This is a genomic window from Enterococcus sp. DIV0174 (assembly GCF_050529065.1).
Lineage (GTDB): Bacteria > Bacillota > Bacilli > Lactobacillales > Enterococcaceae > Enterococcus_B > Enterococcus_B thailandicus.
The window spans coordinates 786490-812202 of record NZ_CP172881.1; the positions used below are offsets into that span (position 1 = coordinate 786490).

Here is a 25713-nt window from a genome sequence, read left to right on the forward strand (position 1 = left end):
TCGCTGTTTTTTTCATGTTAGTCACTTCATAAAGTAACTTCGAAAGTGGAGCCCACACCGGGATGACTTTCCACAGTAATCGTGCCGTGTAATAATTTGACATAGTCTTTGACGATTGCTAGACCTAAACCTGTTCCTCCAGAGTGTCGGCTGCGTGCTTTATCAACGCGATAAAAACGTTCAAAAATTCGTTCCTGGTCTTCTTGATCAATTCCAATTCCAAAATCTTGGACAGAAAACCATAAGTGATCATCTACACGATAACGAATAATAATTTGGCCACCTTCTTTTGAATATTGGATGGCATTTTCAATCAAGTTTTTGATAATTGGGTATAAAATTTCTGACTGAATGGTAAATGCGCCATTATTCCCCAGCAGTTTAACACTTAATTTTTTCTGTTTGATAAAGGGTTGGTAGCTTTGAATAATTTGTTCAAAGTAAGATTCTAGATAAATCGTTTGTGATTCATATAAATTTTCACCATCTTTAGATAACTGAATGATTTCGCGAATCAACTGATCTAAACGACGAGCATCTTTTTGCATGATTTCTAAAAAAGTAGTTAATGTTTCTGGATCATCTTTGGCACCATCAAGAAGTGTTTCCGTGAAGCCCATCAATGAAGTAACCGGCGTTTTTAATTCATGAGAAACATTTCCAACAAAATCTTTCTGGACTTTTTCGAGCCGACGAACTTTGGTTAAATCATAAGCTACGCCAAGAATTTGTCCAGTTCCATCTGCATTGATAAAGTAACGTAAACTGATGTCCAACGTTTGATTGCCTTCACTTAATTTGATTTCTTGCTGAACTAACGGATTCGTAGCAGAAACCTGATGAATCAAATGGATTAGCTGAGGTTCTTGAATGACCTCAGCATAAGGTTGCGAGGTCAGATAAGTCGTAACCCCAAGATGCATCTGCATTTTAGGATTTAGTAAACGTAAATGCGATTCGGAATCAATTAGAAAGACGCCAATCATTAATTCGTTCAGCAACGTGTACAACTGTTCTTCAGTGGTTGCGTAAGCACGATACATATTACTCATTTGTTCGCTTAGTGCGTTGATTGTTTGATAAAGTTCTTCCCATTGATCTGAAGTTTGCATAATGACTTCTGTTTCTTCGGGGTCGTTGACCATTTTTTTCAACACAGGTAGTACGGTATGCAAAGGTTCATTTCGCTGATAAGCAAAATAGGCGATCATTCCTGAAAGGATGCAAAAGAAAAGAAGAAAGAACAAGAATACCCAACGACGAAAATTTTCTGTGCGTGGTAAAAATCCGCTTGTTGGCTCGGCAATTCGGATCATGGCTTTTAATTGACCATTTTCTTTAATCGGTAAAGCGACATAGAGAAGCTGTTCATTTAAAGTCACACTTTGACGTAAGGAACTTCCCAATCGCCCACCGTCAAGGACAGCTTTGATTTCGGGACGAGTGTTACGGCTACCTGTCAGGTCATCATCACTGGTATCATACAAAACATTGCCATTAGCATCTAGTAGCGTGATTCGTTCAGAAGATTGATGAACAAATTCTGTCAAGGTTTCTTTGTTTTCCATTGAGTCAGGATTTGCCCAAGTAAGTTGTCGCGTTAATAGTTGTGCTTTCTTGGTCAAGTATTCTTCTTGTTGTTCAATAATTTGCTGTTGAAAATAATTTGAAATCAGTTGCCAACTACCAATAAAAACTGTTAGGAAAACGACCAAGAATAGGATACGTCTTGAGAAAATTTTCCAATTTTTCATAGTCGAGGCTCCTGAAATTTGTACCCAAATCCACGGACAGTTACTAAATATTTAGGATGTTTTGGATCACGTTCGATCTTTTCTCTCAGGTGACTGACATGAACATCGACGATTCGACTTTGACCAGCAAAATCAAAATTCCAGATACGTTCGAGCAAGGTGTCTCGATCAATTACGCGATCTTTTCGTTTCATAAAGTAAACTAACAATTCAAATTCTTTGGGAGTCAGTTCAATCAAACGACCGTCAACAGTGACTTGAAAATTAGTTAAGTTAGCGATGATTTGACCAACTGTTAAATATTCTGGCTCTTCTTCCTCAGCAGGCTTGCTTCGAGGTTCCATTCGACGAAAGATGGCTTTCATTCGAGCTAATACTTCGCGTGGGCTAAATGGTTTAATTAGGTAATCATCGGCACCAATTTCTAAGCCTAAAATTCGATCAATCTGATCATCTTTAGCGGTTAGCATCAAAATGGGTGTATCATTTTTTTCTTGGCGAAGCTTCTGTGTAATTTCCATGCCATCCATTGAAGGAAGCATCACATCTAAAATAATAAAATCAAAGGCTTGATCTAAAGCAAGTTCTAATCCCTCGCGTCCATCCGTTGCACTGGTAACTTGATAGCCTTCTTTTTCTAGGTTAAAGGTTAATAAAGTGACGATGGAAGGTTCATCATCAACAACTAAGATTTTTTTCATAAGCGCTCCTTTAAAACATATTCATGCTTTCCTATTTTAGCATAGAATCAAGGGGAGGGGCTATGTAACCAACTCAATAAATGGTATAATAATTAGGCACTTTGTTGGAAGGAAAGGAAGCGATTCAAATGATTGGTATCAGTGCTTGCTTAGGCGGTGTGTTATGTCGTTATGATGGGCAGCCAAAAGCTGTTTCGCAACTTGTCGCATTGGTTGAAAAACACGAAGCCATCATGGTTTGCCCAGAAGTTTTGGGTGGCTTACCGATTCCCCGAGATCCAGCAGAAATTGTCGGCGGAGATGGGTTTGACGTTTGGAATGGGAAAGCAAGAGTCATAACTTCCAAAGGTGTCGATGTGACAAAAGAATATCAGGCAGGTGCAATTCTTGCTTGGCAAAAATTAAAAGAACAACAGATTGATCAACTCATTTTGAAGGCAAAAAGTCCTTCTTGTGGTAGTAGTCAAATATATGACGGTACATTTTCTGGTACATTAACAGAGGGTGTAGGCGTAGCAACTGCCTATTTTTTACAACAGAAGATGAGCGTTCTATCTGATGAAGATTGGTTAGCACAACAGCAAGAAATTACGAAGATAAATGAGGTGAGTTGAATGGAAATTGAAAAAACAAATCGAATGAACGCACTTTTTGAATTTTACTCGACCTTATTGACTGAAAAACAAATGAATTATATGGAACTGTATTATGCTGATGATTTTTCACTTGGAGAAATTGCAGAAGAATATCAAGTCAGTCGACAAGCAGTTTATGATAATATTAAGAGAACTGGAAAAATTTTAGAAGACTACGAGAAAAAACTGCATCTTTTTTCAAATTACATCGTGCGTGAACAAGCCTTGGAACAACTGATGACTTATGTCACCGAGCACTATCCAAAAGATAATGAACTGATTGGTTCTATCCAGCAAATTCAAGATATCGAAGAGTAACAAACTAGAAACTAATTAAAGGAATGAAGAAAAATGGCATTTGAAAGCTTAACAGAACGTCTGCAACAGGCGATGGGAAAATTAAGAAAAAAAGGAAAAGTATCAGAAGCTGACGTCAAGGAAATGATGCGGGAAATCCGCTTGGCTTTATTGGAAGCCGATGTCAATTTACAAGTAGTCAAAGACTTCACGAAACGTGTGCGGGAGCGTGCTGTTGGAGTAGAAGTTCTTGAAAGCTTGTCACCAGCACAACAAATCGTCAAAATTGTTGATGAGGAATTAACGATTACCTTGGGTTCCGAAACAGCAGAACTAATCAAGTCACCAAAAGTCCCAACTGTTATTATGATGGTCGGGTTACAAGGGGCTGGTAAAACGACCTTTGCTGGGAAATTAGCAAACTTTTTGAAGAAAAATGAAAAAGCACGACCATTGATGATTGCAGGAGACGTGTACCGACCTGCAGCGATTGACCAATTAAAAGTCTTGGGACAACAATTAAATGTGCCTGTCTTTGATATGGGAACAGATGTCAGTCCAGTTGAAATCGTTCGTCAAGGAATGGAAGTTGCCAAAGAAAAGAAAAATGACTATGTCTTGATTGATACGGCTGGTCGTTTACACATTGATGAACTCTTAATGGATGAGTTGAAGCAAATCAAAGAAATTGCACAACCAAATGAAATTCTCTTGGTTGTTGATGCAATGACTGGACAAGATGCGGTCAACGTAGCTGACAGTTTTAATCAACAACTAGGTATTACTGGGGTTGTTATTACAAAACTTGATGGAGATACCAGAGGTGGGGCAGCGTTATCTATTCGTTCAGTAACTGGTGCACCAATCAAATTTATTGGGTCAGGTGAAAAATTAACAGATCTTGAAGTCTTCCATCCAGATCGTATGGCCAGCCGAATCTTGGGTATGGGTGACATGCTGACGCTGATCGAAAAAGCGCAACAAGATTATGACGAGAAAAAAGCAGAAGAACTTGCCCAAAAAATGCGGGAAAATTCTTTTGACTTCAATGATTTTATTGAACAACTGGATCAAGTAATGGGAATGGGGCCATTAGAAGATCTAATTAAAATGATTCCAGGAATGAATCAAGTACCAGGGATTGAAAACGTAAAAGTTGATCCAAAAGATGTAGAACGGAAAAAAGCAATGGTCTACTCAATGACACCTGCCGAGCGAGAAAATCCTGATTTGTTGAACCCTAGCCGTCGTCGTCGTATCGCTGCTGGTTCAGGAAATAGTGTAGTAGAAGTAAACCGCATGATTAAACAATTCAAGGAATCCCGTAAAATGATGCAACAAATGTCGAAAGGTGACATGAATATTCCGGGAATGGACCAAATGTTTGGTACAGGAGTCAAAGGAAAACTTGGAAAAATGGCGATGAATCGCATGGTTAAGAAAAACAAGAAGAAAAAGAAAAAACGTAAATAAGCAATTGCTGAATTGAATGAATTTGAGCTATGACAAACGATTGATTGAAATGTTGTCATAGCTTTTTTGTTAATGAAGGAAAGTGGAGGTAAGGAAAATGAAACGATGTTCTTGGGCAGAAAACACGGCATCAATGAAAGAGTATCATGATACGATTTGGGGTGTTCCGGAATATGATGATCAACGACTTTATCGCAAGCTAATGCTGGATATTAACCAAGCAGGATTAAGTTGGCAAACGATTTTAAATAAAACTGAAGCTTTTGATTCTGCGTATGATCATTTTTCTTTAGAAAAAGTGGCGGCATATGACGAAAATAAAATAGAATCTTTGCTTCAAGATAAAGGAATTATTCGTAATCGAAGAAAAGTTGAAGCTGCTATTCATAATGCTAAGGCCGTTCAAAAAATCCAACAAGAATTCGGAAGCTTTGCTACTTTTTTATGGTCGTTTTCTGATGGTGAAGTGGTGAATCATATGTATCAAACACAAGAAGAAATTCCGACAAAGAGTGAACTATCTGATAAAATCACTAAAGAACTGAAGAAACAGGGGTTTAAATTTGTCGGTAGTACCACGGTTTATGCATTTTTAGAAGCAGTTGGAATCATTAATGATCATGTCATTGATTGCTTTAGACATTCAGAAGTAAAGCAATCAACGATTCAAGAAGACGAATCAATTGATTGATAAAAATCCGAAGTGAAGGAGAGACATATGCGAAAAATCGTTTTTTACGGAGCTATTAGTTTGGACGGTTATCTGGCAACAAAAGAAGATGATTTACAATGGCTATTTGATACGCCGGCAGGTGAGGAAACAACTTATGAAGCATTTTATGAAACAATTGATACAACGATTATGGGGCGGAAAACATATGAGGAAGCTAAGAAATCTTTAGGTACAGAATTGTTATACCCGGAAAAGAAAAATTATGTATTTTCGAGAAATCGATCATTGATTCTGCCAGACGCGACAGTAATCAATGATGATCCTGCCTCGTTTGTAGAAAACCTTCGACAAGAATCTGGCTCGGACATCTGGATTGTTGGTGGAGGCTCGTTGCTTAAACCTTTGTTAGAAAAACAGTTGATTGATGAATGGTGGATTCAAATCACACCAGTCTTACTCGGTGAGGGAATTCGCTTATTTGAACCCGGTGACTATGAAGAAAGACTAAAATATGTTGGTGCACAACAATTTGGTCAGTTTCTTGAATTACATTATCGAAAAAAATAAAAAAGTTGTATGCCAAATTTTTATTTGGCATACAACTTTTTTTGCTGAATTGCTTGAAGCTGAACGCTTTGCGCGACAACCTTTATCCACGGTGCTCCCAAAGCAACTCCTCGATATAGCTTGCATCCACTTCAAAATATGAAGAGCTATTTTGAGTGACTGCTCGCTATCTTGTCGGAGCTAAGCGCTTTGAGCCACAACCTATATCGACGACGGTGCTCCCAAAGCAACTCCTCGATATAGCTTGCATCCACTTCAAAATATGAAGAGCTATTTTGAGTGATTGCTCGCTATCTTGTCGGAGCTAAGCGCTTTGAGCCACAACCTTTATCGACGACGGTGCTCCCAAAGCAACTCCTCGATATAGCTTGCATCCACTTCAAAATATGAAGAGCTATTTTGAGTGATTGCTCGCTATCTTGTCGGAGCTAAGCGCTTTGAGCCACAACCTTTATCCACGGTGTTCAAGAAGTAACTCCTTCAAAATAAGAATAAATTTCACGAAAATTTGAGAAGCAATTTCTGAAAATTTATTCTTATTTATTGGAGCCGTACACTTCTTTCACAACCTTTGTTTTACTTCGTCAATTTTTCCAAGAAGTCAATATACGCATTCACAATTGTTTCAAAGAATTTCATCGTACCATCAATGATTTTTCCATCTTCACCAACCAAGTTTGCAATATTACCAATGTAAGCTTCTGGTTGTTGAAGTGTTGGCACATTTAAGAAGACTAAAGATTGACGGATAATATGGTTAGCACCAAATCCACCGATTCCACCAGGAGAAGCAGTAACAACTAAACCAGGTTTTGTATCCCAAACGCTTTGACCATAAGGACGAGAACCAACGTCTAGTGCGTTTTTCAAGACTGCCGGAATTGAACGATTGTATTCAGGTGAAACAAAAATAACACCATCTAAATCTTTTACTTCGTTACGGAAACGAGTCCAAGCTTCCGGTGCATTTTCTGGTGTTTCAAGATCTTCATTATAAAAAGGAAGATCATCAATTTTAACAAAGACACTTTCATAGCCTTCAGGTAGTAAGCTTGCGAAAGCTTCAGCAACCTTTTTGTTATAAGAATCTTCTCTTAAACTTCCAATAAAAAAGCCAATTTTTTTTGTCATAAATAGAACCTCCTAATAATTATCTTTCATAACTATCTTACAAAAAATAAGTAAAACGAGCAAATAAAAACACTTGCTATTTAAAGATCCAAAAAAATAATCGAAAAAAGTGTCTACAATCAATAAAAAAAAGGAATTTATGAGACTGTAAAGAAAAAAAGCTTTACAGGGTAAAAAAAAACTGTTACACTACATCTTGTGAATAAATCAATGGAGGTGGAAATAAATAATGGCAGTTAAAATTCGTTTAAAACGTATGGGTTCTAAAAAGAGTCCTTTTTACCGTATTGTAGTAGCTGATTCACGTTCTCCTCGTGACGGACGTTTCATCGAAACTGTAGGTACTTACAATCCTTTGAAAGACCCTGCAGAAGTAGTTTTAAAAGAAGACTTAGTTCTTAACTGGTTATCAAAAGGTGCACAACCTTCAGATACAGTTCGTAACATCCTTTCAAAAGAAGGCGTTATGCAAAAACACCACGAAGCTAAATTTTCAAAGAAATAAGGTGAGCGGATATGAAAGATTTAAGTGAGCTAGTCTTAACAATCGTTCGTCCGTTAGTCACTCATCCTGATCAAGTTCGGTTAGAGGTCGTTGAATCGAAAGATTTTTATGAATACAATCTAACTGTAGCACCAGAAGATATTGGTCGTATCATTGGAAAACAAGGACGAGTTGCCAAAGCAATTCGGACTATCGTTTACGGTGTACGAATTAACGCGCCTAAAAAGGTTCGTTTAAATATCGTTGATGATAAGGAATAATCAAAAACTGTTTCGAATTTTTTCGAAACAGTTTTTTTTGCTTTCTACGAAAGAATGATGTCCTTAAAAAGTTTCTATCGCAAAGATTACCTTATTCAACCGTAAACGTAAAACGTGGGTAGAACACAAAATGAGTTCAATCTATGTCCCGTATTTTTCTATTTTTTGACATAAAAGTAAAAAAGAATTCATTTTGAAAAACAAAACTAGAATTGACTAAACGCCCATGCTAAAATGAAGCAGAGAAAAAAGAAATGAGGAAAAATTGTGACTGAATATCTAAATGTTGGAAAAATTGTCAATACTCAAGGTTTAAAGGGTGAAGTTCGTGTTATTTCAACGACTGACTTTCCTGAAGAACGTTACCAAAAGGGTGCACAGCTAACTTTGTTCCAAGATGGAAAAGCACCGGTTGAATTGACTATCAAAAGTCATCGTAAACATAAAAATTTTGATTTGTTGAGTTTTGAAGGACACCCATCAATCAATGATGTCGAAAAATATCGTGACGGCATTTTAAAGGTGTCAAAAGAAGAAATTTCAGCGCTAGAAGAAAATGAATTTTATTACCATGAGATCATCGGCTTAGAGGTCTTGGATGAGGCTGGCGAAAAACTTGGAAAAGTAAAAGAAATCCTTTCTCCTGGAGCAAATGATGTTTGGGTAGTTCAACGTGAAAAGAAAAAAGATTTGTTGCTTCCCTATATTGCATCAGTCGTAAAGGAAGTGGATGTAGCCAATGGAGTAGTCCATGTGGAAATTCCAGAAGGGTTGATTGATGATGAAAATTGATGTATTGACCCTATTTCCTAAAATGTTTGAAGGTCCTATGGGTGAATCAATTATTGGGAAAGCTGTTGATAAAGGATTGCTAGACATCAATGTGTCTAATTTTCGTGAGTATTCTGATAACAAACACCAAACAGTCGATGACTACCCTTATGGTGGTGGAGCTGGAATGTTATTGAAAGTTCAACCAATCTATGACAATTTAAAAGCAATTGATGAAGCAAATCCAACTGTCAAGAAGCGAGTGATTTTGTTAGACCCAGCTGGTAAACAATTTAATCAAGCGATGGCAGAAGAATTTTCGCAAGAAGAGCAGTTAGTATTTATTTGTGGTCATTATGAAGGATATGATGAACGAATCCGAACCTTGGTAACAGACGAAGTTTCGTTGGGTGATTACGTTTTGACTGGGGGAGAACTTGGAGCGATGGTTATGATTGATGCCACTGTTCGCTTACTTCCCGATGTGTTAGGAAATCAAACTTCTGCGCAAACAGATTCATATTCTACTGGCTTACTTGAGCATCCGCAGTACACAAGACCTGCTGAATTTAAAGGAATGAAAGTCCCTGATGTATTAACGAATGGTAATCATAAGCTGATTGAAGAGTGGCAATTAAAAGAATCGTTACGTCGAACCGTTCAACGACGCCCGGATCTACTAGCTGACTTAGAACTAACACCGCAGATGGCGAAATTTTTAGCTGAAATCCAGCAAGAAGAGGCAGAGCAGTAAAATACTGTTTGTCATGAAAATTTACTTTACACTCATTTGATAGTGTGATAATATTTTATGGTGAGTGCAAAGCACTTAACTATTACGATGTTCCGCTGTGAGTTCACTCATAAGAATGTTTGGAATAAGGAGAAGAAAACATGAATCCATTAATCGAAGAATTAACAAAAGAACAACTACGTTCTGACATCCCAGCTTTCCGCCCTGGTGACACTGTACGTGTTCACGCGAAAGTTGTCGAAGGTTCACGCGAACGTATCCAGTTATTTGAAGGTGTTGTAATCAAACGCCGTGGTGCTGGAATCAGCGAAACTTACACAGTTCGTAAAATTTCTAACGGAGTGGGCGTTGAACGTACATTCCCAGTACACACACCACGTGTTGCTCAAATCGAAGTAGTTCGTTATGGTAAAGTACGTCGTGCAAAATTGTACTACTTACGTGCATTACACGGAAAAGCTGCTCGTATCAAAGAAATCCGTCGTTAATTTATTATTCGACAAATCTGAGTCCTTGCTTAAGCAAGGACTCTTTTTTTGTATTAAATTGGACTCTGCTTTTACAAAGAGTATCTTTAGTCTGGAAAAAGTAGCCAAAATAGAAAAAATGCCTAAAATTCATTTTGAAAACGTTGATTTTAGACGTTTTTTAAATTGAAAAATGTGCTGAGAATGACCGGTTTTCCAGTTTTATCTCACTCTCAAGAGACTTGTGCTTTAAAGTAAAAGTTCATAAGGGGAGATTTCTTTTGCTTTGGTAATAATAGTCGCAATTTGTTCTGGTGTTTCTTCTCCACCTTTTTTGATCCATAAATTGACAACGCCGACAATACTGGATAATAAAATTTCTTTGGCGTAATCGTCGGGTAAATTTTTACGAGAAAATTGAAGACTTTTGGACTTATCTAATTTTGAAAGAACCAGTTCATTTAAAATATCTTTGACCATCTGCATAAAATGTGGATCGCCACCTTCACTAGCTAAAGCCTGAATAAACTCAAAATCATTTTTTATGTAGATAAGTGCGTGCAAAATAGATTCATAAGGAATCAATTGGATAGGATCTTCCAAATTTTTAGGGTTTGTATCTAATAACAAAATTTGTTTGAGGTCATAAATAGCTTCCATTTCTAATTTTTCCATTAGATCATATTTATCGACGTAATGAAGATAAAAAGTTCCTCTGTTGATCTGAGACTGCTTTGCAATGTCACTTACTGTCATTGATTCAAAACCTTTTCGTTAATGAGCTGGATAAACGATTTTTTGATTTTTTCTTTTGTTTGCGTATTTCTTTTCATTTAGATACACGACCTTTTTTGTGAAAAAAACCAGATATACGTTCATTTTCAATGAGTGGAAGAAGCATTCTCTTACTTTATATTAGTCGTTTTAAGGCTGGTTTTGAAACGTTTTGTTAATAAAATTCTCACGTTTTTTAAAAAAATGAAAAAAATCTGATAAAAATTTACAGAAAAAATAAATATACTAAGCATATAGAATAAAACAATGTTCTGTGTGCTTAATTCGTTTATGCACAAAATCAAAACAGTAAAATGAGCAGAAGGGAGGAGAAAAAGTGAAAAAGTTTACGAAAATGTTGGTCTTACAAGCAACAGTTTCACTATTCATTGCACCGACAATGTTGGCTTCGCCAGAAATCGTTCAGGCTGTGGCAACAGAGAGTGCGCAAGAAAATCAGAACCAAGTTGGCAATGTTTCGCTCCAAAAAGTTGAACAAGTCGAATCTGGTAATCTTGTTTGGACTGTATTGATTGAAAAATCATCGTCTGAAATGAATCGACAAATGACTTTCACTGTTACTGAACCTACTGATGTGCTTAGTGTTTACCAACCAGATAAAGAGCAACAAGTACAACCAGATAAAAATGGTATTTATCAAATTGGTGAAAATAATCAGCAAGCTCAAACAATGCAACTCGAGATCCAAACGAAAAAAATTCCCCAGCAATTCGATTACACGTTGAAAATTTTCCCAGTGATAAATGAGGGGGAAGAACAAGTTTTATTGAACCAGAAAGAAACGTATGATTTTTCTTTTACGGCAACAGAAGAAACAAGTAGCGAGGAAACGAACACAACAGAAGAAAGCACGACAAGCACGGAAACAACGTCCACAACTGGAACCGAATCTTCTGAAAGTGCAGTCTCTTCGGAAACGACAAGCACAACTTCAACTAACTCTGAAACAAAATCAACTAATGTAAAAGCGAAAGAGTCGACAAGTTCATCGACGACTAAGCAAGCAAGTGCACCGGCAGTTGCGGCAAGAAGTAGCTTAGCACGAGCAGGATTAGGAACCGGAAATCCAGTTGTTCCAAAAGGTGCGATTCAATTAGACGGTATTTTTTCAACCGTTGGAAAGAGCCGACCTGATAAGGATGGACATTACGACCCGAATTTTAGCGTAGGTGACATAGTTAAACCCGGCCCATCTGATCAGAACAATGGGATGCCTTATGATGAAATTTCTCTTGCTGGAACACAAAGAGCTGTAGGCGTTTGGTCAATAAAAAAATATCGCCTAGACTTCAATCAAGATTTTCACGGAAGAACCTATGTTAACTTTGGAACGGAACAAGCAGACGGTTTTGCTTTTGTCATGCATAATGATGCAGCAGAAGATCAGGCACTAACGACAGCAAATGCAAATTCTGATGGACAAAACTTAGGTGTTTATGGCGGAACAAATGCATATTTGGAAGGTTTGACTTTAAGAACTCCTGAAAGATTTGCAATTAAAAAATCAGTAGCAGTGGAGTTTGACCTGTATACAAATAACTCTGGTGATTCATTTTATGATAGAAAGGATACGGATACACCGCATATGGCATATGCGTTTCCTTCCAATCTTGCTTATAGTTATCGTTCTAATAACTGGTTAAGTGATGAAAGGTGGGGGAGCGGAAATACAGCAAATATCTATCATCGCGGTAAAAAGACACTGAATGGTGTTGTTGGGGATAATGTTCGAGATAATACATGGTACGAATTTCGTTATGATTTTGATGTAAAAGCTCAAACCTTTTCTTATTATTTAAAAAATCCTGTTACAGGAGCGCAAACAACCCCAACCACCATTCCTTTTGCAGATATGAAAAAAGAATTAGATTTAGCAAATAATGACAACAAAGCTTACTGGGGATTCACCGCAGCAAATGGGGCATCTAGTGGTCAAACAAAATTTGTCTTTACTCAAGTTCCAGTCGATATGGATGCAGAGGTGACTAATGATGTTGAATCAGAAGGTGCCAGCGTAGTCGATCAAAACGATAGTGAAAGCTATTCAAAAGATTTACCCGCAGCTAACTACGGCAATGAAGTAACCTTGAAATCAACCTTTACTTTAAAAGCTGATACTGAGGCAGGCTATTTCATTAAAACTTGGAGTTCTTTCATTGATCCGACTTTATATGACATTAGTCAGGGCGTTTCAAATGTAAAAGCTGAGTTCAATGGTGTAACAACTACGGGGGCAGCAACTGTTGATGAGAATGGAAATGTTGTTGTTACATTTGCAGATAAAGGACTGAATGTACCAAAGCCACTCACATCTATTGAACAAAAATTAAACTTATCTTATACAACAAAATTGAAGAACAAAGGTGAACCTACAAAAACATATCATGATAGTCAGATTTCTGGAACAGAAATTGGGAACAATACAGCTACTAACTTTAGTAGTGATGAAGTAGCCTACTGGGTTGTACCACAACCGGAACACCCAACAGTTTTATCTTGGGAAACACCTAATGTAGTGACTGAAAAAACAGAAACAAAAGATCGCTCAGAAGTAGCGGATGGTTATGATTTAACGTTCTATTGGAAAGATGAAGATGATGGTGATATTTTAAATTTCACCATCAATCGAAATGATCCTGATGCAACAAATGAGTTCGCTCAAATTGTCACAACAGGTTCAACCGAGTTTAATAGCCATAGCTGGCATATTCCTGCAGATAAAATTGTTCCAGGGGTGAACGATTATACGATTACCATGAAACGTGGCGACGAAGTTCAAACGTTGAAATTGAAATTAGATGTTACTGGAAAGCTTTCCTTTGAGACTGCACCAGACATGTTGAGTTGGACGGGAAGAAAAGCGAGTGAATCAAAAGGAACCTTGGCTAGGGATAGCGGGAACCCAATGACGCTCAGTGTCTTTGACAGTCGCGAAGATACCTCAACTTGGTCATTATATGTACAGGCTGAGTTGACAGATGCTACTGCACCATTTGATTTCGTCTTTAAAAAGGATGCCTCAAGTGCCGAACAAACAATCATGTCAGACCCTGTGCTTGTTATGCGCAAAGGGGACGTGACACCAACGGACTTTATGACGACTAAAACATGGAATGAATCAGAAGGTGTCTTACTTCAAAGTGATAATTATATGCGTGTCGGCGATTATAGTAATAAAGCAACGGTGAAATGGCGTCTGTATGATACGGAAGAACCAGAGTAGGGGGCGAGTAGATGAAGAAAAAAATCATTCAAAGCTTAACAATCTTATTTGGTCTTGCTCTTTTCAGTACCAACACAATGGCTAGCGAACAACCTAACTTTGATATGGATGAACAGCAGGTCACTTTTCGGATCGTCAATGAAAAAAATGAACAACCTGGAGAAATAGGTGGAAATAATAATCATTCATTACTGCCTAAGACCAACGAAACTAGCGTATTTATTCTTTCGTTTATTGGCACATTATTCATCGGAGTGGTGTTCTTGGTTTTCTGGTTGAGAAGGAGGCGAGACGAAGATGAAGAAACGAATTGAGTTTCTTTTCATCGGATTACTACTTTGTCTTTTGCTCCCAACTCCAGCTTTTGCTCAAGAAATTTTAGGAGAAGAAGATCAGACACCGATGAATGTCACGATTGTGGAAAGCCCAATCAAGTTAGAAAAAGTGACTGCGCCAACTTTTGGAACCTATCAAAAGTCCGCTCACGAACAAGAGATTCAAGCAACTAGTGACCTATTGATTGCTGTCAGGGACCAACGGGAAAATAAAAAAAGCCCTTGGCAATTGACCTATCAGCTTTCAACATTTACAAACGGTCAAGAATACCAAGTGAAAGTATTACTCGGACGAGGAAAATTAAGCACGAATCAATCCGGTGAAGTCGTTCAGGCTACACCGCAGAAAATCGCTGCCGATCCAAATGAGGCTGGGACAATCTTAGAAGCTTATTCTTCTCAATCAACTGAGTACTATTATCAAATTGATAAACAAAAGATTCATTTGGAACTGCCAGCGGATTTACCTACTGGGGAGTTTGTTGGCAAACAATTAGTTACTTTGTTAAATACACCGGAAATAGATTAGTTTTTATAACTAATTTTTTATAACAATCAAATTTAAAGGAGATTATTAAAATGAAAAACACAAAAATCGTAAGTATGACATTAAGCGCAATGGTATTAGCAACTTTAGGAGCAACAAGTGTTCAAGCACAAGAAGTAGTCGATCAAAAAGGTGAAACACCTACAGAAGTTGTCATCACTGATAACGACGATCCAACAGATCCTCTTGACCCAACAGATCCAGATCAAAAAATGTTAACTTTGGAAAAAGTACCAGCTGCCTATAACTTCGAATCAAAACTACAAAATGCAACATATAACTTGACTGCTGATTTAACAGATGAAACAATCGAAGTCTTCAATGACCGTATCGATCGTGAATGGTCTGTTAAAGCCAACGTTGCTTCTAATAAATTAACTCGTTCTTCTGATTCAAAAGAATTTACCGTTGATTCATTCCAAATTAATGGAACAGAAGTTGCTGCAACAGGTGCTGAAGGAATCGTAGCGAAAGCTGAAGCTACTAAAACAGCTGCAAACAACACTGGTTTGATTGAAACAGCTGTTGACAATGTGTCAATCGGTTTTACTGATGCAGATCGTGTATTAGTTGCAGGTGATACATTAGCTGGAAGCATCCAATACCAACTATACAACACAGCAGACGCAAAATAATTAGTAACAACAAGTAATAAATGAACGAATGACGAGGAGCTGCGCATTTGCGCGGCTTCTTTATTCAATGTTTAAAATAAGGAGAAATCAAGAATGTTCAAACAAATAAAGAAGTCGCGAAAGATAGTAAGTAGTTTCCTTTTGTTGTTGAGTTTGCTTTTGACAGCACCATTGCCAACATTTGCACAAGAAGATGCTGGTGAAGTCGGCTATGATATCCAAGCAGTCATTCCAGAGAACCAAATCGACAAAGAAAAAAGCTTTTTTGATTTACGAATGGAACCAGCACAAGAACAAACGATTCACGTGAAGATCAACAATACTTCCAACGCGGATTCAACGTATAAAATCAACATCAATCAAGCATACACAAATAGCCAAGGATTTATTGATTACAATGAGAAAAAAGAATCAGAGAAAAATGATTATCCTTACGCAATTGATTCGATTGCCAAAGTAGCAGATACAGTAACTGTTCCTAAAAAGAGTAGCAAAGAAGTACCGATTACTTTGACAATGCCAAAAGACCAATTTGATGGTCAAATTTTAGCAGCAATTCAAGTAGTGAAAGAAACAGCTAAAGACCAAAAAGGGATTGTCAATAGTTATGGTTATATTTTAGGTTTAAAATTAACGGAAACAGATACAGAAGTACCACGAAAGTTAACATTAAAAAAAGTGGAACCTGCTATTTCATTTGGAAAAACGAGTGTAGTAGCTATTTTAGACAATCCAACTATGGATGCTTATGGTCACTTAAAATATGAAGCAACTGTAAAAAATCGTAAAACGAACAAAGAAGTGCGTCATGTTACTTATGACAATGATATGCAATTAGCACCAAACTCAAACTATCGTTTTGCAATTGACTGGGAAAAAGAACCATTAACAGCGGGTGAATACAGCTTGCATCTGCGTGTGACAGATGCGAAAGACAATGAATGGATTTTTGATGAAAACTTCACAATTTCAGATAAACAAGCGAAAGAAATCAACGAAGCAACGATTGATGCCGGTAAGAAAGCAACTATTCCAATGTGGATTTATCTAGTCTTTGGAATTCTCCTTGCAGTAATCCTGCTAGGAATTTTCTGGATTATTCTTCTTAAGAGAAGGAAAAAAGAGGAAGAATCGGAAACAGAAACGAAATAAGATTCTATACAAAAAACTGCAAACGAAGTTGGACAGTCAGATGTCTGAACTTTGTTGGCAGTTTTTTTAGTATTTTATTTTTTATTAGAAGGTTTAATATTCATTTAATTACGTATTATTTGGAGGTTTTACCTTGTCAAAAAAGCAGCAACCCCAAACAAAATGATTAGGGTTACTGCTTTTTTTACTTGAGTAAAGATTCTAAACCAAGGTCAGCCAAAAAATTAGTTGAAGGCGACAGCTTTGGATTGTAATAAAGTTCAGAAAACACAAGGTCGTCCACCTTGGTTTGATCGACAATCATTTGCGTCAAAACATTGAGTAGGTCCAACATATCTTTTTGGTTACTTATCAGTTGAGCACCGAATAACTGTTTCGTTTTCGTATCGTACAGCACTTTGAAGGTTACAAAGAAATCTTTGACTGGATGATAGTTCGAAAAGTGCGTATAAGTTTTGGTAATCGACGAAGTTTCTAATCCATAAAAATCAGCCTCGTCTTGAGTGATTCCAGAACTACCCAGAAAGACGCCGAAAATTTCTGTTCCAATCGATCGCTGTGAGGTTGGAATTGGCTTAGGATCTGCTAAAGTAATATGACTAGCAGCTACAAGTGCTGTTTTTCGCGCATTACCAATCAGTGGGAGATAGGCTGGTTCACCATGGAAGCCAAAAGGCAGTTTGATTAAATCACCAATGGCATAGACATCCGGATCAGAAGTTTGCATAAAGTCATTCACTAAAATGGTTTGATCGAAATCAAGATCCACCAGACCCTCAACTAAGGCAACTTCTGGTTTGGGATTAACGGCAAAGACACAAGCATCAACCAGCTTGGTTTGTCCTGAGAAGAATTGAACTTCTAATTGCTCACGTTCATCAATCTTGACAGTTTGACATTGATTAAAACTTTCTGATAATCGTAAATCGATGGATTCAGGAATGTGTTGTAGCAAAATATCAGTGATTTCTTCATCAAAATAACGAAATACTGGGCGATTCATTTGCTCGATGATTGTAATTTTTTTAGTCGATTTTGTAGCTAGACTGCTAGCTAGTTCCAGGCCAATTAAGCCAGCACCAACGATTGCTATTTGATTGCTGTCGTTGATTTTTTGATAAGCTTCAATGGTTTTTGCGCGACTTTTGTAGGTGATGATGCTTGAATGGACCGCCTCTGATTCTGGAATCAATGGCGCAAAGCGATCGGAACCCATGGCTAAAATCAGTTTGTCAAATGTTTCTGTAGTAATTTGCTTAGTTGCATTATCTTGATAAAAAACTTCTTTCTTTTTCAAATCAATGTTTGTAACGGTCGTTTCAAGTAATAACTGGATTCCTAAGTGTTCAAGGGTCTCTTGGTCACCAACTTCCCCTTTTTCCATTTCGTCGGCTGAAAACAACCCTTTAAAAATTAAATTGATACTGCTTGGTATAAAGCCAAGTACGTTTGATTTTTCGATTAGGCATACTGTAGTTGTTGGGTCTAATTTTTTTAAAAATTTACTAGCGGCAATCCCAGCGTGTGAGCCGCCGATAACGATGACCTTCAATTATATTCCTTCTTTCTTTGAATAGTCTTTTAATAAACGAGTTAAAGCTTGGATATCCGCTTGGGTTTTAAAATCATTGATGATATATAAATCTTTAAATGAAAATTGTTGTATTCCAAAAGCGGAGTCTGAAATCAATAAGTCGTAGTCTTTCTTAACTTCAGCTTCTTCACAATGGATGTAAAATTTTGTATCGAACTCGTTCTTGATACTTTCCATCATGATATTTGTTTGTAAGTTGTCTCGACTACAAAAGACACCGATTTGAATCGTCAACTTAGAAAAGCGTCGCATTTGATTGATAAAATAAAGGTGAATTCGGGTAACTAATTGCTTTGTCGTTTCCAACAGAGAAAAACCGAGAATGTCTTCGGTTTCTTGAATAATTTGCTGAACCAGTTCAAAATTTGGCGTAAAAATTGATTGATTAACTAATCGATCAAATAGCATTTGTTCTTCAAAAAAGGTGATATTTCCTTTGAAATAAACAATCGTACTGTGTAACTGGGTTAAGAAATACTTCCACTCTTGGATAAATCGTGAATCAATTTCAGCCGAGTCAATTTGATAAGCTGTTTTTACGTGCTGAACAACCATTTTGTTCAACTCGATAACTTTTGTATTAAATGTTGGCCAGTCATCAGATTGAAGCAAGAAACGATTACTGCGTTCTATAACGAATAGAGAAGAAATAAACAAGTAGAGATAAGTCGCTTTGTACTCAAACTGAAACTCAGCGGACGGACTAACAGATAAAAAATAAGATTCACGAACTAATTGGTAGACAGGATCATCAAGATAATCATCACTCAGCATGGTCATTGACTCAACTGAAGGAGGATTATTTAATTTTTTTGTTCGTTTCTTTAAGATTCGAATCCAAAGATATAATTTCAGCCGAGTTGTGCTACCAAATGGCTGTTTTAATTTTTTCTCTAAAAAAGAGACAAACAACAGACTATTATGGTCGTTTTCTTTTCCTTGTATCTCTTCTAAAGGGACAGAGTTCCAAAACAACTGAAAGAAAAAGTAGCAAATTTGTAATTCATCGCCAGTTATTCTCCCTCGACGAATTTTAAGATTAAATTCGTCCAACAACTGATTTAGTCCCGTGATGTGACGGTAAACAGCGGCCTCGCTAATCAAAAACTTTTGAGATAGCGCATAGATAGAATAGGACGAATGATAATAGAGATGCCTTAGAATCTGATACTTGATTGATTCTTGCAAGTAATAATAGTAAAGTTTATCCAAGCTTGTTTGATTGCTTTTTTTTAAAGTGACTTGATTTTGTTCGTGATCGACTTCAAGACTTAAATCAAGTTCTAAGTCGTTCAGGATAAAAGTCAACTCTTCAACATTGTTATTAAAAAGAAAAGAAGTAATGGTTAAATCAATCAGTAACTTAGGAATATCTGCCGTTAAATTTTTATCTAACAAATAATGAATGATCGAAATTTGGATTTTGCCATTTTTTTCTAGCAAATTAAATAGTTCCATTGTCTGTTTCACCACTCTTCTATGCATTCTACATTACTGCTTAATTGTAATTGTTTCCGTGAAAATAGACAAGCTTTGGGTGACGAAATGACTAAGTTAATAGTAGCTGTTTCCAAGGTGTTTTTTTGTCAACAATTTAAAAAATAAATTAAATAAATGATAAAAACAATTCAGTAAAACAGCTATACTAAAGTAGTAAAAGATGGAGGTTAACATCGTTCATCTTTTTCATTAAGCTAATACGTTGAGTAAAGATAAGACATAATTTTGTTCATATCCAGCACCTTTAGTGTTTCATAGTTATTGAATAGGATGAAGTGCAGAGAGCAGTTGTAAAAAAGTAGTACTGAATAATCTAGTAATTACAAACATAGCTGAAGTTACACGTTGAAAAAAAGAATTCTTTGATGACTTCCCCGTTACTCTGAAAGAGTGGTAGATCTATCTTTAGTAGATAAAAAAGTGCTTAATAACCCTATACATATGAAAAGTAAAAGAATTCAATTCAATTGATTTCTAGCTGGTGAAAAAGTAGTTCCATCCTTTTCATTGAATAAAAAAATGGAGAGAATAAAATGTGGGTGTGTGGTCTTATCGGTATAGCTTCACAAATCTATTTGATTACTTGTGTAGTGATTGACAAATACAGGTCCAAATAGATTAACAAAAAAGAGCGCACAGTTTTTCACTGTACGCTCTTTTTGACGTTAATTATTATTTAACTTTTAAAGTTAATAGAGATTTCAAATTGCTAGAATTTTCACCAGGTACGCCACTACTTAATCGTACTTCGAGAAGATCCCCAACTTTTGATTTTTGGCTAATTTTGATTTGAATCGTATCAGCTGTACGATTTGTTATTTGGCTACTGTATGCTTTGTTCTCAAAAACCTCAGCTACATAACTGTAATTTTGACAAACGACGAAACGATTACTTCCTTCAAATGCTGATTTGTCAAAATCAACATAAATGTTTTCCCCGTCGTAACTGATTTTCTTAACAGCATCATTCATTTTTTCGATGCCTAAATCAACATCTTTATCTAAAACAAGTGTTTCCAGTAATTTTCTACCACTCGTACTTTCACTTGGTTTACCAGGTGCACTATAGACTTCGATTTTTTGACCTTTCCAACCAGCGAAGACTTTGGCAACACCAGTTTTCTCGCCATAGTTTGTTGAATTGCTGTAATAACTTTTTCCTTTATAAGTTTCAAATGAATATTTACCATCCAAGTAAACAACGAAACGTTCTTCACTATTAAATTGTTCAGTCGTTAGATTTAAGTTGATATATGTTTTTCGTGTCCGTTCATTGACACCAACAGCAAGTAATTTATTTTCTTCAACAGGAGGATCAGTCGGATCAGTTGGTTCAGAAGTTAATACATTGTCCACGATAGAACCTAATTCCGCATCTGTTGTATCATAACCAAGTTCCCAAACGATTGCGCCACCGTATTCGTTTTCAATTGTCCAGTTCACTTTTTCTTCAATAGATTGAACATTATCATAAGAATAAAATTCTTTTGTGTCCGCATTGTAAATGTAAGGAGCTTTTGCTTGATCATCCCATTTAGCAACTAAGCTGTCATTAGGATCTTCGTTCGCTTGAGCTTCGAGGTCTTTGATTTGCCACCAAGGTTTTAGGCCAGCTGGTTGGTAAGGATCATCCCAAGTGCCACCGACTGGAGCACCACTACTTGCAGCACCTAATTCACCAGATTCCACATTTGCAAATCCACGTGAGTAGTAACTCATACCCACCATTAATTTGTTTTTAGGAATGTTATATGTTTCGCTGTATTCTTTCATTGCGGAAGAAACGTTGAATTTTTGGTCTTTATCTGTTTCAGTTGCATACAATCCAGAGTGATGCCCAGTTTGTGTATCAAATCCACCACGGAAATCATAAGTCATGACATTGAAGTTATCAACGTACTCATTGACTGTTTCAGGAGCGATAAATTCCATTTTTTCGTGTGAAGCTGTTACAGCAATACTTAATTGATAATATGTATCATTTTCTTTTCCTGCCACTGTTAATTTTTCACGTAGTTGTTTCATCAAGGCAATAAATTTTGTCTGGCGATCGGTGTTGTCCGGGTATTCCCAATCGATGTCAATACCATCAAAGTTATGATCTAACATAAATTTAACTGCTTCATCTGTGAAAGCATCCATTTTTTCAGGTGTTTTTGTCACAATATCAAAAGCCATATCGTTAACTGAATTGTTCCAACCACCGATTGAAACCATTGCTGCTACGTCATTTTCATCCGCCATGTCAGTGATTTGGCCGATATAGTTTTTCCCACCACCTGATACAGTATCATCAAAATCTGCCCAAGCATCGTTTGAAGTTAATTTTCCTGTCTTAGGATCAATAATCATGAAGCCATAGTTTACGTGCGTGATTTTATCGAAAGGTACGTCAACTGGATCATATCCTTTTCCATCAAGAACGCCTTGGCTATAGTTATAGTCAGCGTTATTTGGTTCATAATCTGTTTTGTAACCTTGCCAGTTAGCGAAGTAACCAATAACTTTTTTCTGATTTTGAACAGTTTCAGCTTGAACCTTTTGATAGTCATCAGCGGCTGCACCTGTAAATTTGTTGAAATTAAATGTTGCAATTCCAGCTGGAACATCTTTTACTTTTGTCCACATTGGTGCAGATCCTGGAGCTTGATTAGCTTCTGCCCAATAAGAGTTAGTCCACAGTGCATTTTTATAAATGACCATTGAACCACCAGCATAAGCTTTTGCTGTCCAAGTTTGTGCTGAAGCGATTTGTTCGTCATAATTAGCAATGATAACTTTTTGAGTTCCTTTAAAAATTTGGTTTTCTTTTCCACGTGTCCAAGAAGTGCCGTTGTCATTTGACCACATGTGTGCGTCTGTTAGGCCGTTGATGATATTTGCTGTGTCATCCATCACTAAACCAGAATTATTCCCTTGTGTTTCAGTTGCAAATGCTTGAAGTGGTGCAGAAGATAATAGTGTAAATCCTGCCATCGAAGCTGCTAGCAACGTTTTCCATTTTGTTGTCTTCATTTTTTTCTCCCCTTGATAAAATATTTTTTTGTAGCGGTCGAGGTGATTCCCCAGCAACCACATCTAAAGTTAAAGCCTATGATGTTCAAAGTAAATTTCTAAAATTACCGCGTGATAGGAAGAGAACGTTGTTATTTAATATAAAAGCAGTCTTGAAAGCAAATTGAGCTTTTTTTAGGGGGGAAATATTTTTTTTACGTGAATGTTTTTTAGCCAAAAATAATTAAAAGAAAAAAGAAACGGGGGCTTGTAAAAAGCTGGTAAAGAAAATCTGCCACTTTATCAGCCTTTTTCTTCGAGATAGTAGATGAATATACATTGAGTGAGCTGTTACTATTTTTTTGAAATTTATTTAGCTTATTACTAAACAAATCTTGCAAGGCATGCTATACTATTTTTTGTAACAGATATATAAACTGTATTACTTTATGTTGCTTGTTTATTATCTGAGTAGAAAGAAAATAAGCTGTTAAAGGAAGTTGTATGATGGAAAAAGAAATGAAACAAGGTTCTAGCGCTGTAGTAGAAAGCTTGATTAATCATCACGTAGATTATATCTTTGGTATTCCTGGAGCAAAAATCGATGGGGTATTCAATGAATTAGAAGACCAAGGCCCAGAGTTAATCGTGACACGTCATGAACAAAATGCGGCATTTATGGCACAAGCAATTGGCCGAATTACTGGTGAACCTGGAGTGGTTATTGCAACAAGTGGTCCTGGTGCAAGTAATCTAGCAACTGGATTAGTAACAGCAACTGCTGAAGGTGATCCAGTTTTAGCAATTGGTGGACAAGTAAAGCGAAGTGACTTATTAAAACTGACGCATCAAAGTATGGACAATGCAGCATTATTTAAACCAATTACGAAGTACAGTGCTGAAATCCAAGATCCAGAAACGATTTCAGAAGTGATTGCCAATGCATATCGTATGGCAAAAAGTTCAAAGAAAGGTGCAAGCTTTATCAGTATCCCACAGGACGTCGTTGATGCGCCGGTGAAAAGTGATGTAATCCAACCCTTAAATGACCCACAACTAGGATCTGCGTCTGCAAATGATATCAACTACTTGGCTGACCGTATTCGCGAAGCCAAGCTTCCTGTTTTATTGGTAGGAATGCGCGGATCAAGTGAAAAAGAAACTACAGCTATTCGCAAATTAGTAGAAAAGACTTCGTTACCAGTTGTTGAAACATTCCAAGCTGCTGGGGTCATCTCACGTCAGTTAGAATCACATTTCTTTGGAAGAGTGGGGTTATTTAGAAATCAACCTGGTGATATGTTATTAAAACGAAGTGATTTAGTAATCGCCATTGGTTACGATCCGATTGAATATGAAGCACGTAACTGGAATGCAGAAAAAGATGCAAGAATCATCGTCATCGATGAAACACCAGCTGAAATCGACTCATTTATGCAACCAGAAAGAGAATTGATTGGTGACATTGCAGCAACACTTGATCTACTTAGTGATTCTTTAGAAGCACAACAAGTATCAGTGGATGCTAACGAATATCTTGACTCGTTACAAGAAAAATTAACCGCTCGTGATGTTGTAGAACAGACAGAAGATGAAGGAATTTTACATCCATTAGAAGTCATCAATACACTACAATCAGCAGTTACGGATGATATGACAGTTACTGTTGATGTAGGTAGTCACTATATCTGGATGGCACGCCACTTTAGAAGCTATGAACCACGTCACTTACTATTTAGTAATGGAATGCAAACATTAGGTGTGGCTTTACCATGGGCGATTTCTGCGGCATTAGTTCGTCCAAATACACAAATTGTTTCAGTTTCTGGTGATGGTGGCTTCCTGTTTTCTGCACAAGACTTAGAAACAGCTGTACGCAAAAAGTTAAATATCGTTCACTTGATTTGGAATGACGGTCACTATAACATGGTTGAATTCCAAGAAAAAATGAAATATCAACGGTCATCAGGTGTTGACTTTGGTCCAGTTGACTTTGTCAAATATGCAGAAGCTTTTGGCGCAAAAGGAATTCGTGCAACAAATGTTCGTGAACTAGAACAAGCCTTAACTGACGGATTTGCTACTGAAGGGCCTGTAATCATTGATATTCCAATTGATTATCGTGATAATGAAAAACTCGGAGAAACGATTTTACCAGATCAATTCTATTAAGAAAAAGGACGTGTATAAGATGACAGAGTCAAGTTTATATCAACACGGAACGTTAGGTGCCTTGATGGCTGGGTTGATGGATGGAACAGAAAAGATGGCTGAGATCTTGAAACATGGTACGTTAGGACTAGGAACACTTCATGGGTTAGACGGGGAAGTCATTGTTGTTGATGGGATTGCTTATCAAGGTCGATCAGATGGTTCGGTTGTACGTTTGAATGGTGAGGAAAAAACACCTTATGCAGCTGTAACAGATTTTACAGCGGATAAAAGTGTTGAAATCACAACGCCTCATACAGGAGATGTGTTAAAAGAAACAATTTTGGCAGAAGAAGCAGGAAAAAATTTATTTATTGCAGTGAAAATTACTGGATTATTTAAAAATGTGCATATCCGTATCATGCCAAAGCAAGAAAAACCTTACAAACGGCTTGTCGAAGTTTCGCAAAATCAACCAGAATTTCGCCAAGAAGAAGTTGAAGGGACATTAGTTGGCTTCTTTACTCCTGAACTATTTCAAGGCGTAGCAGCTGCTGGCTTTCACTTACATTTTATTGACAAAAGTAAGACATTCGGCGGACATGTGATTGATTTTGAATTGGCAAATGGCATCGTGGAAAGTAGTCGAATTGAATCACTCGTTCAACATTTTCCAGTCAATGATTCAACATTTGTTGACACAGAAATTGATTATGCTAACTTGGCAGAAGAAATTCAAACAGCAGAATAACCAGTTTTCATTTCCAACATACAAAAAAAGCGTGAGACACAAGTTATC

General features: G+C 37.0%; 24 protein-coding genes. 17 read left to right on the top strand and 7 right to left on the bottom strand.

Features of this window, described 5'->3' with window-relative positions; translation table 11 throughout:
• Positions 1-26 precede the first annotated feature (26 nt).
• Positions 27-1754 carry a sensor histidine kinase gene (locus tag IGJ93_RS03910; RefSeq protein ID WP_067483976.1) on the bottom strand — a complete coding sequence of 576 codons (1728 nt, stop codon included), beginning with the start codon at positions 1752-1754 and terminating at the stop codon, positions 27-29.
• A complete protein-coding gene (locus IGJ93_RS03915) occupies positions 1751-2455 on the bottom strand; it encodes a response regulator transcription factor (protein WP_067483978.1) in 705 nt (234 codons plus the stop codon). The genes IGJ93_RS03910 and IGJ93_RS03915 overlap by 4 nt, the downstream gene beginning before the upstream one ends.
• Before the next feature lie 128 nt (positions 2456-2583).
• Here IGJ93_RS03915 and IGJ93_RS03920 point away from each other — a divergent pair, with 128 nt between their 5' ends.
• From IGJ93_RS03920 to IGJ93_RS03940, 5 genes are all read left to right on the top strand, one after another.
• On the top strand, positions 2584-3069 hold the full coding sequence (locus IGJ93_RS03920) for a DUF523 domain-containing protein (protein WP_140444153.1): 486 nt from the start codon (positions 2584-2586) through the stop codon (positions 3067-3069).
• The gene (locus tag IGJ93_RS03925; RefSeq protein WP_071869132.1) at positions 3070-3408 is read left to right on the top strand and encodes a putative DNA-binding protein; all 339 of its coding nucleotides are present in this window, start codon (positions 3070-3072) and stop codon (positions 3406-3408) included.
• Positions 3409-3441: 33 nt separating this feature from the next.
• A complete protein-coding gene (gene ffh / locus IGJ93_RS03930; protein ID WP_430597011.1) occupies positions 3442-4860 on the top strand; it encodes a signal recognition particle protein in 1419 nt (472 codons plus the stop codon).
• Between the two features lie 97 nt (positions 4861-4957).
• On the top strand, positions 4958-5551 hold the full coding sequence (locus tag IGJ93_RS03935; protein ID WP_285701109.1) for a DNA-3-methyladenine glycosylase I: 594 nt from the start codon (positions 4958-4960) through the stop codon (positions 5549-5551).
• A 27-nt stretch (positions 5552-5578) separates the two neighbouring features.
• Positions 5579-6100 carry a dihydrofolate reductase family protein gene (locus IGJ93_RS03940; RefSeq protein ID WP_285701111.1) on the top strand — a complete coding sequence of 174 codons (522 nt, stop codon included), beginning with the start codon at positions 5579-5581 and terminating at the stop codon, positions 6098-6100.
• Positions 6101-6676: 576 nt separating this feature from the next.
• Here IGJ93_RS03940 and IGJ93_RS03945 read toward each other — a convergent pair.
• Positions 6677-7231, bottom strand: a complete 555-nt coding sequence (locus IGJ93_RS03945) for an NADPH-dependent FMN reductase (RefSeq protein WP_067483989.1) — start codon at positions 7229-7231, stop codon at positions 6677-6679.
• Between the two features lie 229 nt (positions 7232-7460).
• On the opposite strand from IGJ93_RS03945, the gene rpsP reads away from it, so the two are divergent.
• From rpsP to rplS, 5 genes are all read left to right on the top strand, one after another.
• Positions 7461-7736, top strand: coding sequence for a 30S ribosomal protein S16 (rpsP, locus tag IGJ93_RS03950; RefSeq protein WP_005875628.1), 276 nt, complete (start codon positions 7461-7463; stop codon positions 7734-7736).
• A gap of 11 nt (positions 7737-7747) precedes the next feature.
• On the top strand, positions 7748-7996 hold the full coding sequence (locus IGJ93_RS03955; protein ID WP_067483991.1) for a KH domain-containing protein: 249 nt from the start codon (positions 7748-7750) through the stop codon (positions 7994-7996).
• Positions 7997-8263: 267 nt separating this feature from the next.
• A complete protein-coding gene (gene rimM / locus IGJ93_RS03960) occupies positions 8264-8788 on the top strand; it encodes a ribosome maturation factor RimM (protein ID WP_067483993.1) in 525 nt (174 codons plus the stop codon).
• Positions 8778-9521 (top strand): tRNA (guanosine(37)-N1)-methyltransferase TrmD, encoded by a 744-nt coding sequence (gene trmD, locus IGJ93_RS03965; protein ID WP_067484148.1) that lies wholly within the window; start codon positions 8778-8780, stop codon positions 9519-9521. Before rimM ends, trmD begins: the two co-directional genes overlap by 11 nt.
• A gap of 140 nt (positions 9522-9661) precedes the next feature.
• Positions 9662-10009: a 50S ribosomal protein L19 gene (rplS, locus tag IGJ93_RS03970; RefSeq protein WP_067483995.1), complete on the top strand. Its 348-nt coding sequence runs from the start codon at positions 9662-9664 to the stop codon at positions 10007-10009.
• A gap of 228 nt (positions 10010-10237) precedes the next feature.
• Here rplS and IGJ93_RS03975 read toward each other — a convergent pair whose 3' ends face one another.
• Positions 10238-10744 (bottom strand): TetR/AcrR family transcriptional regulator, encoded by a 507-nt coding sequence (locus IGJ93_RS03975; protein ID WP_244897493.1) that lies wholly within the window; start codon positions 10742-10744, stop codon positions 10238-10240.
• Positions 10745-11099: 355 nt separating this feature from the next.
• Here IGJ93_RS03975 and IGJ93_RS03980 point away from each other — a divergent pair, with 355 nt between their 5' ends.
• From IGJ93_RS03980 to IGJ93_RS04000, 5 genes are all read left to right on the top strand, one after another.
• Positions 11100-14006, top strand: coding sequence for a lectin-like domain-containing protein (locus IGJ93_RS03980; protein ID WP_430597012.1), 2907 nt, complete (start codon positions 11100-11102; stop codon positions 14004-14006).
• Between the two features lie 11 nt (positions 14007-14017).
• Positions 14018-14320, top strand: coding sequence for an LPXTG cell wall anchor domain-containing protein (locus IGJ93_RS03985; RefSeq protein ID WP_270346741.1), 303 nt, complete (start codon positions 14018-14020; stop codon positions 14318-14320).
• The gene (locus IGJ93_RS03990; RefSeq protein ID WP_218658131.1) at positions 14304-14870 is read left to right on the top strand and encodes a hypothetical protein; all 567 of its coding nucleotides are present in this window, start codon (positions 14304-14306) and stop codon (positions 14868-14870) included. The genes IGJ93_RS03985 and IGJ93_RS03990 overlap by 17 nt, the downstream gene beginning before the upstream one ends.
• 50 nt (positions 14871-14920) lie before the next feature.
• Complete coding sequence (locus tag IGJ93_RS03995; protein ID WP_071869128.1) at positions 14921-15523, top strand: hypothetical protein; 603 nt, start codon at positions 14921-14923, stop codon at positions 15521-15523.
• Between the two features lie 93 nt (positions 15524-15616).
• Entirely contained in the window at positions 15617-16675 is a 1059-nt protein-coding gene (locus IGJ93_RS04000; protein ID WP_075491395.1) for a DUF916 and DUF3324 domain-containing protein, read from the top strand.
• A gap of 184 nt (positions 16676-16859) precedes the next feature.
• Here IGJ93_RS04000 and IGJ93_RS04005 read toward each other — a convergent pair whose 3' ends face one another.
• The 3 genes from IGJ93_RS04005 to IGJ93_RS04015 all read right to left on the bottom strand — a co-directional run bounded on the left by IGJ93_RS04005 (position 16860) and on the right by IGJ93_RS04015 (position 22784).
• Positions 16860-18227, bottom strand: a complete 1368-nt coding sequence (locus IGJ93_RS04005) for an NAD(P)/FAD-dependent oxidoreductase (protein WP_095803483.1) — start codon at positions 18225-18227, stop codon at positions 16860-16862.
• On the bottom strand, positions 18228-19754 hold the full coding sequence (locus IGJ93_RS04010; RefSeq protein WP_082294031.1) for a helix-turn-helix domain-containing protein: 1527 nt from the start codon (positions 19752-19754) through the stop codon (positions 18228-18230).
• Positions 19755-20441: 687 nt separating this feature from the next.
• On the bottom strand, positions 20442-22784 hold the full coding sequence (locus tag IGJ93_RS04015) for a glycoside hydrolase family 18 protein (RefSeq protein ID WP_067484017.1): 2343 nt from the start codon (positions 22782-22784) through the stop codon (positions 20442-20444).
• Positions 22785-23270: 486 nt separating this feature from the next.
• On the opposite strand from IGJ93_RS04015, the gene alsS reads away from it, so the two are divergent.
• Positions 23271-24935 (top strand): acetolactate synthase AlsS, encoded by a 1665-nt coding sequence (gene alsS / locus IGJ93_RS04020; protein ID WP_075491373.1) that lies wholly within the window; start codon positions 23271-23273, stop codon positions 24933-24935.
• A gap of 19 nt (positions 24936-24954) precedes the next feature.
• Positions 24955-25665, top strand: a complete 711-nt coding sequence (budA, locus tag IGJ93_RS04025) for an acetolactate decarboxylase (RefSeq protein ID WP_067484021.1) — start codon at positions 24955-24957, stop codon at positions 25663-25665.
• Positions 25666-25713: the final 48 nt, after the last annotated feature.

What these genes read in the sequence shown, in the direction of transcription:
- IGJ93_RS03945 (WP_067483989.1), bottom strand. Translation starts at nt 7,231, where the DNA reads ATGACAAAAAAAATTGGCTTTTTTATTGGAAGTTTAAGAGAAGATTCT.
- alsS (WP_075491373.1), top strand. Translation starts at nt 23,271, where the DNA reads ATGGAAAAAGAAATGAAACAAGGTTCTAGCGCTGTAGTAGAAAGCTTG.
- trmD (WP_067484148.1), top strand. Translation starts at nt 8,778, where the DNA reads ATGAAAATTGATGTATTGACCCTATTTCCTAAAATGTTTGAAGGTCCT.
- IGJ93_RS03995 (WP_071869128.1), top strand. Translation starts at nt 14,921, where the DNA reads ATGAAAAACACAAAAATCGTAAGTATGACATTAAGCGCAATGGTATTA.
- IGJ93_RS03925 (WP_071869132.1), top strand. Translation starts at nt 3,070, where the DNA reads ATGGAAATTGAAAAAACAAATCGAATGAACGCACTTTTTGAATTTTAC.
- IGJ93_RS04015 (WP_067484017.1), bottom strand. Translation starts at nt 22,784, where the DNA reads ATGAAGACAACAAAATGGAAAACGTTGCTAGCAGCTTCGATGGCAGGA.
- IGJ93_RS03955 (WP_067483991.1), top strand. Translation starts at nt 7,748, where the DNA reads ATGAAAGATTTAAGTGAGCTAGTCTTAACAATCGTTCGTCCGTTAGTC.
- IGJ93_RS03935 (WP_285701109.1), top strand. Translation starts at nt 4,958, where the DNA reads ATGAAACGATGTTCTTGGGCAGAAAACACGGCATCAATGAAAGAGTAT.
- IGJ93_RS03920 (WP_140444153.1), top strand. Translation starts at nt 2,584, where the DNA reads ATGATTGGTATCAGTGCTTGCTTAGGCGGTGTGTTATGTCGTTATGAT.
- IGJ93_RS03910 (WP_067483976.1), bottom strand. Translation starts at nt 1,754, where the DNA reads ATGAAAAATTGGAAAATTTTCTCAAGACGTATCCTATTCTTGGTCGTT.
- rpsP (WP_005875628.1), top strand. Translation starts at nt 7,461, where the DNA reads ATGGCAGTTAAAATTCGTTTAAAACGTATGGGTTCTAAAAAGAGTCCT.
- IGJ93_RS03940 (WP_285701111.1), top strand. Translation starts at nt 5,579, where the DNA reads ATGCGAAAAATCGTTTTTTACGGAGCTATTAGTTTGGACGGTTATCTG.
- IGJ93_RS04010 (WP_082294031.1), bottom strand. Translation starts at nt 19,754, where the DNA reads ATGCATAGAAGAGTGGTGAAACAGACAATGGAACTATTTAATTTGCTA.
- IGJ93_RS03985 (WP_270346741.1), top strand. Translation starts at nt 14,018, where the DNA reads ATGAAGAAAAAAATCATTCAAAGCTTAACAATCTTATTTGGTCTTGCT.
- rplS (WP_067483995.1), top strand. Translation starts at nt 9,662, where the DNA reads ATGAATCCATTAATCGAAGAATTAACAAAAGAACAACTACGTTCTGAC.
- IGJ93_RS04000 (WP_075491395.1), top strand. Translation starts at nt 15,617, where the DNA reads ATGTTCAAACAAATAAAGAAGTCGCGAAAGATAGTAAGTAGTTTCCTT.
- ffh (WP_430597011.1), top strand. Translation starts at nt 3,442, where the DNA reads ATGGCATTTGAAAGCTTAACAGAACGTCTGCAACAGGCGATGGGAAAA.
- IGJ93_RS03990 (WP_218658131.1), top strand. Translation starts at nt 14,304, where the DNA reads ATGAAGAAACGAATTGAGTTTCTTTTCATCGGATTACTACTTTGTCTT.
- IGJ93_RS03915 (WP_067483978.1), bottom strand. Translation starts at nt 2,455, where the DNA reads ATGAAAAAAATCTTAGTTGTTGATGATGAACCTTCCATCGTCACTTTA.
- IGJ93_RS03975 (WP_244897493.1), bottom strand. Translation starts at nt 10,744, where the DNA reads ATGACAGTAAGTGACATTGCAAAGCAGTCTCAGATCAACAGAGGAACT.
- budA (WP_067484021.1), top strand. Translation starts at nt 24,955, where the DNA reads ATGACAGAGTCAAGTTTATATCAACACGGAACGTTAGGTGCCTTGATG.